Origin of the sequence: Magnetospirillum sp. 15-1 (assembly GCF_900184795.1) — a bacterium.
GTDB lineage: Bacteria > Pseudomonadota > Alphaproteobacteria > Rhodospirillales > Magnetospirillaceae > Phaeospirillum.
In genome coordinates this window covers 52,336-65,460 of the sequence record NZ_FXXN01000015.1, presented here as the reverse complement: position 1 = coordinate 65,460, position 13,125 = coordinate 52,336, and the positions used below count along the sequence as shown (strand labels likewise).

Sequence of the window (13,125 nt, the reverse complement as noted above, 5' to 3'; positions counted from 1 at the left end):
ATTACCGCAGGCCGACCGGCGCGGCGAAGGCATAGCCGACGCTGTGGACCGACTCGATGGGCAGCGGATGGCCGAAGGCCTGGTCGCCCTTGGCCCGCAGGCGGCGGACCATGGAATCCACCGAGCGGTCGGCCGGGTCCCAGCCGCGCTTGCCCAGAGCCCGGAAGATCTCGTCGCGCGACACCGGCTCACCCGGTCGGGTCACCAGCAGCGAGACGAAGACCCGCTCGTTGCCGGTCAGCTTGATGGATTTGCCGTCGGGAGCGATCAGCGTCCAGGTCAACTGGTCGTAGATCCACTCGGTGGGAACCGCCGGCGCGGCGGATGGCGGCGGCGGTGCCTCGGGGGCCGGGCGGGATTCGTGCTGCAGGGCGGGCTGGGAGACGCGCATGCGCCGGGCCAGGGTGCGGACCTGGGCTTCCAGTTCGCGCAGTTCCACCGGCTTGACCATGTAGACGTCGGCCCCCACCTCCAGACCGACCACGCGGTCCACGTTCAGGCCGCGCGCCGTCAGCATGATGATGCCGATGTCGGAATGGGAACGAAGCCGGCCGGCGATGGAGAATCCCCCCTCTCCCGGCAGGTTGATGTCGAGAATGATGATTTCGACGGGACGTTCATCCAGGGCGCGGTCAAGCTCCTTGCCGTCGCCGCAGCCGATCACATCGTGCCCGCACGCCGAAAGGTACTCGACCAGATCCGCCCGAAGAGGAGCTTCGTCCTCGACCACCGCGATCCGCGCCATGGGGTCAAGCCTCCAGAATAATTACGACAGGGAAATCATAAACACCGAGTTACGTACAATAACAAGTCGTCGCACTATGTGACGCGTTGTTTCGCGCCGGAGGGCAGTACACCCCCTTGCTTCAATGGAAGCAAGGCAGTCTGCCGCTTTGGCTGTCTGTGATCTCCGTCATGTTTCGTCATGGAGCCGGCGCGATATAGCCGTAAGGCATATAGTCCTTACGGGAATATCCTCCCGAATCGATCATCCGATCCGACTTATCGCCGGGTGATCCGGCCGTCGAGGCGGAGAGGATGGAACGGCGCGGATCGTCTTCCTATATTCCGACGCCACCCAAAAGGCGTGGCGTGACGAGGCGTGTCAATTATTGGCTTTGATTTCCACGGTATCTCACCGCCGCGGGGATTTGCGGCTGCGCTTCGGCCGGGGCGGCGGATTGGGGTCCTCGGCGGGGAAGCCGGGCGGAGTCTCGGCCGGAGCGGCGGCATTTTGCGGCGGGGCGGGCGGCGGCAGAGCGGCGGGCGGGGCCGCCACCGGCTCCGGCGGCAGGGCCTGGATCTGGGTGCTGAGGACCTCGACCGTCTGGAGCAGGGCGTGCAGCTTGCTCTTGAGGTCGTCGAGGGAGGCGGACTCCACCGCCGCCGTCTTGGTCCGGGCCTGGCGCGGCCTGGCCCGTGCCGGAGCCTTGGGAGCCAGGGCCGAGCTTCCGCCGCTGAGGAAGGATTCCAGCCATCCGTCCAGCATCTCCGGCGTCGCGCCGCAGGTGGCGGCCACCTGCTCGCGGCTTTCCCCGGCCAGCACCCGCATCACCGCCTCGGTCTTCTGCCGGTTGCCGAAGCGCTTGCGGAGCGGAACCGCCGGTACCGGCAGGGCGGCGGGGCGGGGTGGGGCGGCGGGGCGGGGTGGCGCGGCGACCGAGACCGCCTGAACCGGCAGTACGGGCGGCGAGGTGGCGGAAATGCGGTCCGGCATCTCCCGCGGAGCCGGCGTGGGGGCGGCGGGGGCGGGGGGCGCCCCCAGCGTCTGCATGATCTGCTCGAGATCGGATTTGGCCGGCGGCGGGGCGAGCGGCGGTGACGCTCCCGGCTCCGGGGACGGGGGAGAGAGGCGGGCGAGAATCTTCTCCACCTCGGCGCGGGCGGCGGCGGCGGCTTCGGTCACCGGCCGGAAGCCCACCCGCCGCTCGATCAGCTCCAGCAGGATGGCGGAATCCCGGGCATAGGTCAGCGGCACCGAGGGATCGGCCCCCGCCGTGTGCTGGACGAAGCGCCTGACCCGCGCCGGAATACGGCGCAGCAGCCCGGCGCGGCGGGTGGACAGCACCTTGAACTCCATCACCTTGATCAGCAGGACGCCGTGGCGCCGGGGGTGCAGATGCTCGAACAGATATTCGATCAGCTCCACCTCGGCGAATTCCAGGATCAGGAAGCTCTTTTCCTGGGCCTGCCAGGTCAGGATGAAGTCGCTGATCTCGGCCAGTTGGGCCGCCATCTGGTCGGCGAAGACCGCCGGAGCGAGCATGGTCCAGGCCTTGCCGCTGGTCATGGGCAGGCGGCCGGGGCGGCCGAAATTGCGGGTCAGGTTGCGGGCCACCGCCAGCAGCACCCGGTTGCCGGAATGGCGGGTGCCGCGCGGAAAGCAATCGTGCAGCAGATCGGCCGCCTCGAAATCCATGGCCGGCGGCGGGTCGCCCAGCAGGCGGTCGAGGGATTGAAGGTTGCCGGGGACCACCACCTCGCCCTTTTCCGGCAACTGGCGCAGGGCCGAGCGCAGGCGGGCCAGCGCCGCTTCCGGATCGAACGGCGGCACCGCATCGGGCTCGGACATGGCGGAGGGCAGCACGACCGGCGGTTCCCCCGCCTCCATGCTGGCGGTCATGGGGGAGCGATGGAACGATTGCGCCACGCGGGACAGGCCGCCGCGCGCATATTGCAGCAGGGCATGGCGTTCGGCCGGCTCGGCCAGATAGCGCCAACTGGCGGCCAGCCGGCCCAATCCCCGCACCAGCGGAGCAAGCAGTCCGCCGCCGGATTGCGGGCGCGTCACGGACTCGCTGACCGTGAGCCAGCCGCCCTCGGCCGGCGGCGGCGGTGCCGTGTCTTCATCCATATCGGAAGCCGGTGGCAAATGCGAATCGGCCTCGGCCATATCCGTCCGTCTCACCCCAGGGGTATCTCCATTGGGCGCGAACTCTAACCCAGGCCTGGGCAGAGGTCCAACTTGCATTAGGACACAGGCGCGGGTACATCTTCGGCCAGATGGTTCCGACGGCCGCCCACGGGCGACCCGAGGTGAAAAGGGAACGCGGTCAAGGGCTTGTCGCCTGGAACCCGCGGCTGCCCCCGCAACTGTAGGCGGAGAGGAGCTGCCCGCCGAGAAGGCCACTGGTTTCGGCCCCGACGTCCACCGGGGGGCCGTATCGAACCGGGAAGGCTGGGGCAGGCTCCTTTGACCCGCGAGCCAGGAGACCTGCCATCATCGTCGCGTGCGCGCGCTTCCCCGGGCGGGGTGTCCCGGAGGTGGGTGGACCTGCGCCGCTTATTTGAGGGTGGATTTTGACATGAAGACTGGATTTTTCGTCACCGGACTGGCCGTGGCCGTCGGGGTGTGCCTGCCTTTCGCCGCTTCGCGGGCCGAGACCGAGGCGCCCAAGGGCTTCTGGGAGCGCGATACCCTGACCGGCGATTGGGGCGGCTTGCGCTCCGATCTGGCCGAGAAGGGCGTCAAGGTGAACGCCGCCTACACCGCCGAGATGCTGGGTAATCCGTCAGGCGGCATCAGGCGCCGCGCCGTGGCCGACGCCTTGCTCCAGGTGGACGTGGATGCCGATCTGGAGCAGGCCGTGGGTTGGAAGGGCGGCACCTTCCACGTCACCGGCCTGCACATCCAGGGCCGCCAGTTGTCGGCCAATTTCATCGGCAACCTGATCCCGGTCCGCGACATCGAGGCGGCGCCCTCGACCCGGCTGTTCTCTCTGTGGCTGCAGCAGAGCGCGCTGGACGACATGGTGTCGCTGCGCTTCGGCCAACTGCCCATGCAGGAGGAATTCTTCAACTCCGTGGTGGCCACCAACCTGATCAACTCCGCCTTCGGCTGGCCCGGCGCCTTCGCCGCCAACATGCAGAGCGGCGGCGGCGGCTATCCCATCTCCAATCTGGGCACTCGGCTCAAGGTCCAGCCGACCGGCGAACTGGCGCTGCTGGCCGGTCTGTTCACCGGCAACGTGGCCCCCGGCACCAATGCCGGCGGCGACGCCCAGAAGCGCAACCGCAGCGGCGTCGACTACACCGTCGATCAGCCGCCGGTGTGGATGGGCGAGGTGCAGTACGGCCTCAATCAGGATAAGGGTGCGGCGGGGCTGCCGGCCATGTTCAAGCTGGGCGGCTGGTACTATAACGGCCGCGCCACCGACCAGCGCTATGATCTGGCCGGGGTATCGCTGGGCGACGGTTCGGCCGGTGCCGCCAAGACTCATCGCGGCAACTGGGCCGTCTACGGCATCGCCGAAGGCATGCTCTACCGCGAGGCGGGAACCGAGGATCTGGGCCTGTCGGCCTTTTTGCGGGTCACCGGCCTGCCCGACGACCGCAACCAGATGCCGTTCTATTTCGATACCGGCCTCAGCTACAAGGGACCGTTCGAAGGTCGCGACGACGACGTCGCCGCCATGGGCTTCGCCTTCGGCCGGATGAGTTCGGCCCTGGCCGCCCGTGACGCCGATGCCAGGCGTTTGGGCACCGCCACCGCTCCCGACCATGATTACGAGGCGGTCGTCGAACTGACCTACCGCTACCAGGTGACCCCCTGGATGACCGTGGTGCCGGACGTCCAGTACGTGGTCCATCCGGGCGGTACCGCCACCCTGCCCGAGAACTCGTCCAAGACCATCCCCGATGCCACGGTGATCGGCCTGAGGACCGTGTTCAAGCTGTAGGTTCTTGCGGATTCCCCAGGCGTCGATTATACCTTGCGGGCGGAACCGTACGATGGGTGCCAACCCCTTGATTTAAAACGGTCCCGCCCGTACCAGGACTTATGACGAGCAGGAGAGACTTTGATGCAGGTCCGCATCTATCGCCCGGCCAAGACCGCCATGCAATCCGGCCGGAACGGCAACGCCAAGTCCTGGGTCCTGGAATACGAGCCCGCCGCTCCGAAGCAGCCCGACAACCTGATGGGCTGGCTGGGCTCGACCGACACCACCTCGCAGGTCCGCGTCAAGTTCGCCACCATGGAAGAGGCCGTGGCCTTCGCCAAGAAGAAGGGCATGGACTACACGGTGGCCACCGAGAACGCCCGTCTGCAGAAGCCCAAGAATTACGCCGACAATTTCCGTTTCGACAAGCTGGAATTCGGCCGCTTCTAAAGCGGCCCCAATTCCGCCGGGCCCATCTGGCGACGACGGGCGCCCTTAGCTCAGTTGGATAGAGCAGCCGCCTTCTAAGCGGCAGGTCGCTGGTTCGAGCCCAGCAGGGCGCGCCATCGCCTGTTGCCGACGGCGCGCGGGCCGCGTCAGTGGGGCATCCGCAGCCAGCCGTAGCGGGCCGTCATGATGAAGGTGTCCTGCCACTGATTGGCGACCAGCGATACCTTGTCGCCGGGGCGTGAGTGCGGCACCGCCCGCTCCAGATCCTCCAAGGCCGCCTTCAGCAGCGTATGCGACGACGTCACGGTGACGGAGTTGAGCTGTTCGGTCATGGCGTTTCCCCACTCTCAGGTCTTTATGTTGCTTCGCCGGCATTGCCGGAGAATTCGAAGTGGCTGAATTATAGCAATTCCAATAACGCTCCTTGGGCGTGCATTGGAAGGAGAGTCCCCAGTGTTGGTATGAGATTCGTAAACTCCGTAAAATTGAAATCTACCAAGGGCTTAATACCATACTTTTGATATTGGTATTTCTCCGGGGGTATTCTCCGTGCCATTATCGGAGGAGCAGGGGCGGCCAACAGGATGGATGCGCCGGGCGGCGTGCCCTGATAGACTGGTTCGTCGTCCACCCGCGAGGGGAAGCATTCGTGAAGTCCGCCAGCAACGACCGCCGCATCGATGATCGCCACGAGGGCGAGGGCCTGTTCATGCTGTTCGACGGCATCCTGGTCGAGGTCGTCGACATCTCCATCGGCGGGCTGAAATTCCGGCGACCGCCCGGCCTGCTCAATCACGGCTACCGCTTCACCTTCGAACTGCGCTCGGCCTACGAGGACCCCAATCCCCTGGCCAAGGGCGTGGCCATGGTACGCGCCCTCGGACCCGACTGGGTGGCGGTGGAGTTCGTCCGCCCCACCTTCTCGCTGATGAAGGTGGTGGGGCGCCATATCGGCCGCCTGCTGGTCGGCCGGTCCCACCTGTTCAGGCACTGATGAAGCTCAACGCCATCGAAGCCGGAGCCGATGCCCCGGACGGGATACCGTTGCTGATCCTGCACGGATTGCTGGGCTCGGCCCGCAACTGGGGGGCGGTGGTCAAGAGCCTGGGCGAGACCCGCCGGGTTCTGGCGCTGGACCTGCCCAACCACGGCGCCAGCCCGTGGACCGAGATCATGGACTATCCCTTCATGGCCCGCGAGGTGGCCGCCGTGATCGAGCATCTGGGCGGCCGGGCGGCGGTGATGGGCCATTCCATGGGCGGCAAGGCGGCCATGACCCTGGCGCTGACCTGTCCCGAGATGGTGGAGCGGCTGGTGGTGGTGGATATCGCGCCGGTATCCTACAGCCATACCTTCGCTCCCTACATCAAGGCCATGCGCGGAGTAGCGCTGGCCGAAGTCACCTCGCGCGGCGAGGTGGACGCCGCCCTGGCAGCCGCCATTCCCGACCGGGGCGTGCGGGCCTTCCTGATGCAGAACCTGGAAGGCGGAGCGGGCGGCTATCGCTGGCGGCCCAATCTGGCGGTGCTGGGCGCCCACATGGACGACATCCTGGCCTTTCCCCGCTTCCCCGAGGGCACCCGTTACGACGGGCCGACCCTGTTCGTGGCCGGCGAGACCTCGGACTACATCCGTCCGGCCCACGAGGACGTGATCGCCGAACTGTTCCCCCGCGCCGCCACCGTCGAGGTTGCCGGCGCCGGCCATTGGGTCCATGCCGACAACCCATCGGGCTTCATGGCGGCCGTCGGGTCTTTCCTGTAGCCATTGCGGCCCCCCGCGTTGATTTGATAAAAGTCAAATTCCAGGGTGGAGGTCGGTTCGAGTGCAGGTCATCGACGCTGTCAAACTGCAGCGCAATATCATCGTCTATGCGGTACTGGCCATGGCCATGGTGGGGTTGGGCGTGGCGTTCGCCTCGATCATTCCCCTGCATCGCCAGATGGCCGAGGCGGCGGACAAGTCCTTCGACCACGGCCTCGACCTGCAGGTGGCGACATTGCGGGAGAACGTGGCCCGCGCCGGCGATCTGGCCCGGCAGGTAACCAGCCGCAGCGTCATCCGCGATGCCCTGGCCGCCCATAACCGGGGCGCCATGACCGCCGACGAGCTTCGGGCCTTCACCGCCGACAAGCTGGTCGATTCCATGAAGCTGTCGCGCGAGATGCTGGGCATCACCCGGCTGGGGCGGGACTTCCGGCCCCTGGTCTCGGTGGGCAAGGCCATTCCGCCCGAACTGTGGACGCCTGATTCCGGCGAGCCGCCCGCGTTGGGGGCGCCGGCCATGGTGGGGGGGCGCTGGGTGTTGCTGGCCTCGGCGCCGGTCCTGGGACGGGACGGCACCCGCGAGGGGCACGACCTGCTGCTGTTCGACGCCGAGGGGCTGCACGCCATGGCCGCCGACGTGGAGGCCCTGGGCCAGACCGGCGAAATCATCCTCGGCCGCGGCGGCGCGGCGGCGGCCGAGGTGTTCTTTCCTCGGCGGCACGGCGGTGCCAATGTGGACGACGAGGTGCGCGAGGCGTTCGGGCTGGCCGCCGACGACGCCAGCCCCATGCAGATGCAGCATCCCGGCGGCGGGCGCGACGTGGTGCTGGCCCAGCGCCTGCCCGGCTCGGATTGGATCGTCATGGCCCGCCAGGACCTGGGCGAACTGCACAGCAACATCGACCGGCTGGTGGTCAGCGTCGGAATCGGAGCGCTGGTGCTGGTGGGGTTCGGCATCGCCGGCTTCGTGCTGATCCTGCGGCCGCTGACCGGACGGATGCTGGTCCATACCGGCGAACTGAAGCAGCAGATCAAGGACGGCGAGCGAGCCCAGGCGGCGCTGGAGCGCGCCCTGGAGGGCACCATCGTGGCGGTGGCCTCCACCATCGAGGTGCGTGATCCCTATACCGCCGGTCACCAGCGCCGGGTGGCGGAGATCGCGGCGGCCATCGGCCGCGAACTGGGCCTGTCGGCGCACCAGTTGAAGGGGCTGCGGGTGGCGGGCACCATCCACGATATCGGCAAGATCGGCATTCCCGCCGAGATGCTGACCCGGCCCGGCCGCCTGTCGCCCCTGGAATTCGACATCATCAAGGGCCACGCCGCCGACGGTGCCGAAATTCTGAGCGGCGTGGAATTCCCCTGGCCGGTGGCCGACATGGTGCGCCATCACCACGAGCGCATGGACGGCAGCGGCTATCCCGACGGGCTGAAGGGCGACGAAATCCTGTTCGAGGCCCGTATCCTGGCGGTGGCCGACGTGGTCGAGGCCATCGCCTCGGACCGTCCCTACCGCGCCGCCCTGGGGCTGGACGCGGCCATGGCCGAGATCACCGCCAAGCGTGGGACTCTGTTCGATGAGCGGGTGGTGGATGCCTGCCGCAAGCTGGTGGAAGAAGGGCGCCTGCCCCTGGGGGCGTAGGATCGGCCGAGGGCGGCCTCAGTCGGCCGGCAGGGCGTAGGCGGTGGCGGCCAACCGGCCGGGCAGCGCCTCGAGGCGCAGGTGCAGTTCGCTCAGCAGGGGCGCGACGTCCTGGCCGGCCTTGGCGGCCTGCTCCAGGGCCAGACAGCAATCGCGCACGGCCGGCAGGCCCAGGCTGGCGGCGGCCCCCTTGATGGTGTGGGCCTCGCGCCGGACCTTGTCCAGGTCGCCGGCCGGCGCGGCGGCGCGGGCGGTCGCGTGGCGGGCGCGGGCGTCCTCCATGAACTTCACCAGGATTTCGACCACGGTGTCCGCCTCGATGTCGGCGGCCAGGGCGTCCAGCACCTCCAGATCCACCGCCGGGGAATCCGCCGGCGGCGGCGGTGGGGCGGCGGCGGGTTTGAGTTCGGAAGCGCCGGAATAGGGGGTGAGCGCCTCGGCCAGCTTGCGGCGGTCGATGGGCTTGGAGATGTAGCCGTTCATGCCGGCGTCGAAGCACATCTGGTCGTCGCCGCGCATGGCGTTGGCGGTCATGGCGACAATGGGCACCCGGGCGGCGGGCTGGCCGAGGGCGCGGATGGCCCTTGTGGCTTCCAGTCCGTCCATCTCGGGCATCTGCACGTCCATCAGCACCAGGTCGTAGGGCAGCAGGCGTACCGCTTCCAGCGCCTCGGCGCCGTCGCCCACCACGTCGACGGAATGGCCCAGCTTGCGCAGCAGGCCCAGCGCCACCTGCTGGTTGACCGGGTTGTCCTCGGCCACCAGGATGCGCAGTCGCCGGCCGCCCGATTCGGTGGCGGTCTGCTCGTCCTCGCGGTCGTCGGGACGCTTGGCCGCCCCGGTCAGTCCCAGAATCCGCCCGATGGCGTCGAGCAGCGAGGACTGGCGCAGCGGCTTGTGCAGGAAGGCGTCGACGGCGGCCCTGTCGCCGTCGGGCTCGGTCGGCTGGCCCTGGGACGAGGTGACGATCACCCTGGTGTCCTTCAGCATGGGAATGGCCCGGATCATCCGCACCATCTCGGCGCCGGTGACCACCGGCATCTGGGAGTCGATGATCGCCATCTCCCACGGCACGCCAAGGGCGGCGGCCTTGGTCAACTCCCCCATGCCGGTGCCGGCGTCGGCGCAGGCCCGGACCTCGGCGCCGAAGGCCCGCAACTGGCGCTCGATCACGTCGCGGTTGACCGGGTTGTCATCCACCACCAGGATGCGCCGGCCGCCGAGATCGGGCGGTGCCGCCGATTGCGGCGCCAGCAGTTCCAGCGGCACGGTGATCCAGAACAGCGAGCCCTCGCCCGGTTCGCTTTCCATGCCGACCTCGCCGCCCATCAGTTCGGCCAGCCGGCGGGAAATGGCCAGCCCCAGGCCGGTGCCGCCATAGCGCCGGGCGGTGGAGGCATCCACCTGCGAGAACATGGAGAACAGCCGGTGCTGGGCCTCGGGGGCGATGCCGATGCCGGTATCGCGGACGTCGAAGCGCGCCATGTGGGAGCCGCCCGGCTGCTCCAGCAGCGAGACCTCCATGGAGACGCCGCCTTTTTCCGTGAACTTGACGGCGTTGCCGCCCAGGTTCATCAGCATCTGCCGCAGGCGGCCGGGATCGCTGCGCACCAGCATGCGCAGGCGGGGATCGATCAGGCTGGCGATCTCGATGCCCTTGGCATGGGCGCGGGGCGCCAGGATGTCGACCACGCTTTCCACCAGCGGCACCAGCTCGAACTCGGTGTAGTCCAGGTCCAGCTTGCCCGCCTCCATCTTGGAGAAGTCCAGGATGTCGTTGATGACGGTCAGCAGGGATTCGCCCGAATCGCGGATGGTTTCGGCGAAGTGGCGCTGCTCCTCGGACAGCTTGGTATCGAGCAATAGCCCGGTCATGCCGATCACCCCGTTCATGGGGGTGCGGATCTCGTGGCTCATGGTGGCGAGGAATTCGGACTTGGTGCGGTTGCCGGCCTCGGCGGCCTCCTTGGCCTCGCGCAATTGCCGTTCCACCAGACGCCGCTGGGTGATGTCGCGAAAACCCAGCACCACGCCCACCTGACGGCTGTTCTCCATCACCGGCGAGGCGATGTATTCCACCGGCAGGGTCGAGCCGTCGCGGCGCTTGAAGCTGGCGGTGTCGTCGCGGATGGAATCGTCGAGACGCAACAGGATGCGGTAGAGATTGCCGGCGGCCTTCAGGTCCGAGGCGATGAGCGGCAGGATGTCGCTGCCCACCAGTTCGGCGGGCTCGAAATCCAGCAGTTCGGCGGCGGCGCGGTTGACGAAGGTGGCCCGCCCGTTGAGGTCGATGCCGACGATGCCGTCATCGACGCTTTCCAAGATGGAATTGTTGCGTTGGGCCAGATGCTCCATCTCGGCCTGGGTGGCTTTCAGCCGTTCCTCGGCCTCGATCTCCTCGGTGATGTCGGACGCGGTGCCGCGATAGCCGAGGAAATCCCCGGTGGGGCCGAACACGGGCTTGCCGTTGACCCTGAGGAAGCGGCCCATGCCATCCATTTCCCTGGTGCGGTAGACGAAGTCGCGGAACGGCCGCCGCGCTTCCATGTCGGCCAGATTCTGCAGCCGGACCTCCACGGGGGTCTCGTCGGCGATCATCTCGTCGCGGGTATGGCCGACATAGTGGTTGGGCAGGCCCCGCGTATGCTCGGTGAACTGTCCGGAAAAGCCGGAAAAGCGCAGGTCCGGCCCCATCTCCCAGAACCAGTCCGAGGTGGATTGGGCGAAGTCGCGGAAGCGTTCCTCGCTTTCGGCCATCTCGCGCTCGATGCGTTTTCTTTCCGAGATGTCGCGCATGATGACCACGAACTGGGGCGAGCCGGTGGGGGTCAGGTCGCCGGCCGCCAGTTCGATGGGAAAGGACTCGCCGGTCTTGCGCCGCCCCATGCTTTCGCGGCCCAGGGCGAAGATGCGGTCCATGCCGCTGGCCAGCCCGGCCTTGAGTCCCGCCAGGGGAACCAGGGTGGCGACGTTCCGCCCGATCAGATCGCCCCGTTCATGGCCGAAGATGGACAGCAGGGCGGGATTGACGCTGACGATGTCGCCATTCTGGTCGGCGATGACGATGCCCTCGCCCACCGTGTCGAGAATGGCCTGGAGATGGGCTTCGGCCTGACGGCGCGCTTCCTGGTTGGCGGCGCGCAACTCCTCTTCCATCAGCCGGGCCGAGCGGTCCGACAGGCGCCGTTCCTTGTCGTTCTCCTCGTAGCAATCGCTGACCAGGCGCAGCAGCATCTCGAAATCCGGCGTGCCGTCGGCCGACCCGCGCGAGGCGCGGGCCAACTGACGCTGCAGCAGCCGGTGAAGAGGCGGGGGAGGGGACAATCAGCGCTCGGAAATGGTGGTGATGGTCATGGTCTGATTGTGCAGTTCGCACTTGCCGGTGAAGCCGTGCGGCGAAATCTCGCCATAGGAGTAGAAGCCCATCAGGCTGGCGTTCTTGCCCAGCACGTCGGCGACGATCTCCACTTCCTCGGCGATGCGCTGGCCCATCAGCAGCTTGCGGCCGATGCAGCTGACCAGCAGCGCCAGGCAGGGGCCGGCCACCGCGGCGGCGGCCTCGGCGGCGCGGCCGGCGCCGTCCACCAGATTGTCGAAATTGCCGCGCATCAGCCGGGCCATGTGGCCGGTGGGCATGTCGCCGGCGAAGATCATGGACTTGGCGTCCTCGTCGACGCCGACGATGGTGCGCACCACCTCGCCGCCGGCATCGCCGCCCACCGGGCGGATGGACAGCGGGAACAGCAGGGCGCTGCTCGGCAGGCCCTGCGCCTCGTCGCCCAGATAGCGCTTGTAGAGGTCCAGCGCCGGTTCGCCGTCCAACTCGTAAAGGACGTTGGCGGCCGAGCGGGTGATGGTGCGCGGCGGGCCGAACTCGTCCCAGCCGCCGAAGCTGCCGTGGCCGATGGACAGGGATTCGCCGTAAAGGCCCACCGCCGCCACCCGTCCGGGCCGCATGGCGTCGTCGCAGCCCACCGCCGTGGACTGGAAGCGGGCGCCGTCGCCGGCCAGGCCGCCGGTCACCACCACGTCGGAAGGGACGGCGCCCAGGCAGCCGCTTACCAGGGAATCGCCATTGACCCTGGTGCCGTCGGACAGCAGGAAGATGGCCCGCAATCCGGGAGCGGTCAGCTCCTGGGCCAGGGCGGCGCCGATTTCCTTGGATTGGGACGTGTCGGAAAGGTCGCGGGCCGCCACCCGCACCGAGGCCTGCTCGAAGCCGATCGCCGAGACCACCACCGAATCATCGACGACGTCGGCCCCGAGAATTTCGCCGCCGGTGGTGCAGCCGAGGATGGGCGCCGTGCCGTAGGCGCTCCGCAGGTCGGCCAGGATGGTTTCCGCCGGCAGGCTGCCGGGAGCGGCGAAATAGAGGACCAGCGACGCCGTCCCCCCACGCTTGCCGCTGACGGCCCAGCCGCCCTGGGGTGTCCAAAGCCTCTGCTCGATCCACATGGGCGCGTCCTCCCGATATCGGTATTTTACCGTAGGTATAGTAGCTGGGAATTATTGATGAATTATAACTTTATGATTAACCGGAGAACAATGTCTCCGAGGCGGCGCGGCGTTCCGTTACCCTCTGTTACTGACAGGCCGCGTGGCTCC

The 13,125-nt window shown here is 67.9% G+C and carries 10 protein-coding genes, 1 tRNA gene and 1 riboswitch; of the genes, 6 read left to right on the top strand and 5 right to left on the bottom strand.

Going from position 1 to position 13,125, the window contains the following annotated elements:
* Position 1 precedes the first annotated feature (1 nt).
* Entirely contained in the window at positions 2–745 is a 744-nt protein-coding gene (locus CP958_RS02585; RefSeq protein WP_096700453.1) for a response regulator transcription factor, read from the bottom strand.
* 390 nt (positions 746–1,135) lie between these two features.
* On the bottom strand, positions 1,136–2,908 hold the full coding sequence (locus CP958_RS02580) for a helix-turn-helix domain-containing protein (protein ID WP_242442705.1): 1,773 nt from the start codon (positions 2,906–2,908) through the stop codon (positions 1,136–1,138).
* Positions 2,909–2,987: 79 nt separating this feature from the next.
* A riboswitch (cobalamin riboswitch) is annotated at positions 2,988–3,237 on the top strand.
* A gap of 68 nt (positions 3,238–3,305) precedes the next feature.
* Here CP958_RS02580 and CP958_RS02575 point away from each other — a divergent pair.
* The 3 genes from CP958_RS02575 to CP958_RS02565 all read left to right on the top strand — a co-directional run bounded on the left by CP958_RS02575 (position 3,306) and on the right by CP958_RS02565 (position 5,227).
* Positions 3,306–4,679 carry a carbohydrate porin gene (locus CP958_RS02575; RefSeq protein WP_242442704.1) on the top strand — a complete coding sequence of 458 codons (1,374 nt, stop codon included), beginning with the start codon at positions 3,306–3,308 and terminating at the stop codon, positions 4,677–4,679.
* 123 nt (positions 4,680–4,802) lie between these two features.
* Entirely contained in the window at positions 4,803–5,111 is a 309-nt protein-coding gene (locus tag CP958_RS02570) for an ETC complex I subunit (RefSeq protein ID WP_096700451.1), read from the top strand.
* A 39-nt stretch (positions 5,112–5,150) separates the two neighbouring features.
* A tRNA-Arg gene (locus tag CP958_RS02565) sits at positions 5,151–5,227 on the top strand.
* A gap of 30 nt (positions 5,228–5,257) precedes the next feature.
* Here CP958_RS02565 and CP958_RS02560 read toward each other — a convergent pair.
* Positions 5,258–5,443, bottom strand: a complete 186-nt coding sequence (locus tag CP958_RS02560) for a hypothetical protein (protein ID WP_096700450.1) — start codon at positions 5,441–5,443, stop codon at positions 5,258–5,260.
* A gap of 317 nt (positions 5,444–5,760) precedes the next feature.
* On the opposite strand from CP958_RS02560, the gene CP958_RS02555 reads away from it, so the two are divergent.
* From CP958_RS02555 to CP958_RS02545, 3 genes are all read left to right on the top strand, one after another.
* A complete protein-coding gene (locus CP958_RS02555; protein WP_096700449.1) occupies positions 5,761–6,105 on the top strand; it encodes a PilZ domain-containing protein in 345 nt (114 codons plus the stop codon).
* Positions 6,105–6,875 (top strand): alpha/beta fold hydrolase, encoded by a 771-nt coding sequence (locus CP958_RS02550; protein WP_096700448.1) that lies wholly within the window; start codon positions 6,105–6,107, stop codon positions 6,873–6,875. The genes CP958_RS02555 and CP958_RS02550 overlap by 1 nt, the downstream gene beginning before the upstream one ends.
* A 61-nt stretch (positions 6,876–6,936) precedes the next feature.
* Positions 6,937–8,520, top strand: coding sequence for an HD-GYP domain-containing protein (locus CP958_RS02545; protein WP_197706337.1), 1,584 nt, complete (start codon positions 6,937–6,939; stop codon positions 8,518–8,520).
* A gap of 18 nt (positions 8,521–8,538) precedes the next feature.
* On the opposite strand, the gene CP958_RS02540 is transcribed toward CP958_RS02545, so the two are convergent.
* On the bottom strand, positions 8,539–11,844 hold the full coding sequence (locus tag CP958_RS02540) for a PAS domain S-box protein (RefSeq protein ID WP_197706336.1): 3,306 nt from the start codon (positions 11,842–11,844) through the stop codon (positions 8,539–8,541).
* Positions 11,845–12,975, bottom strand: coding sequence for an FIST N-terminal domain-containing protein (locus CP958_RS02535; RefSeq protein WP_096700446.1), 1,131 nt, complete (start codon positions 12,973–12,975; stop codon positions 11,845–11,847).
* Positions 12,976–13,125: the final 150 nt, after the last annotated feature.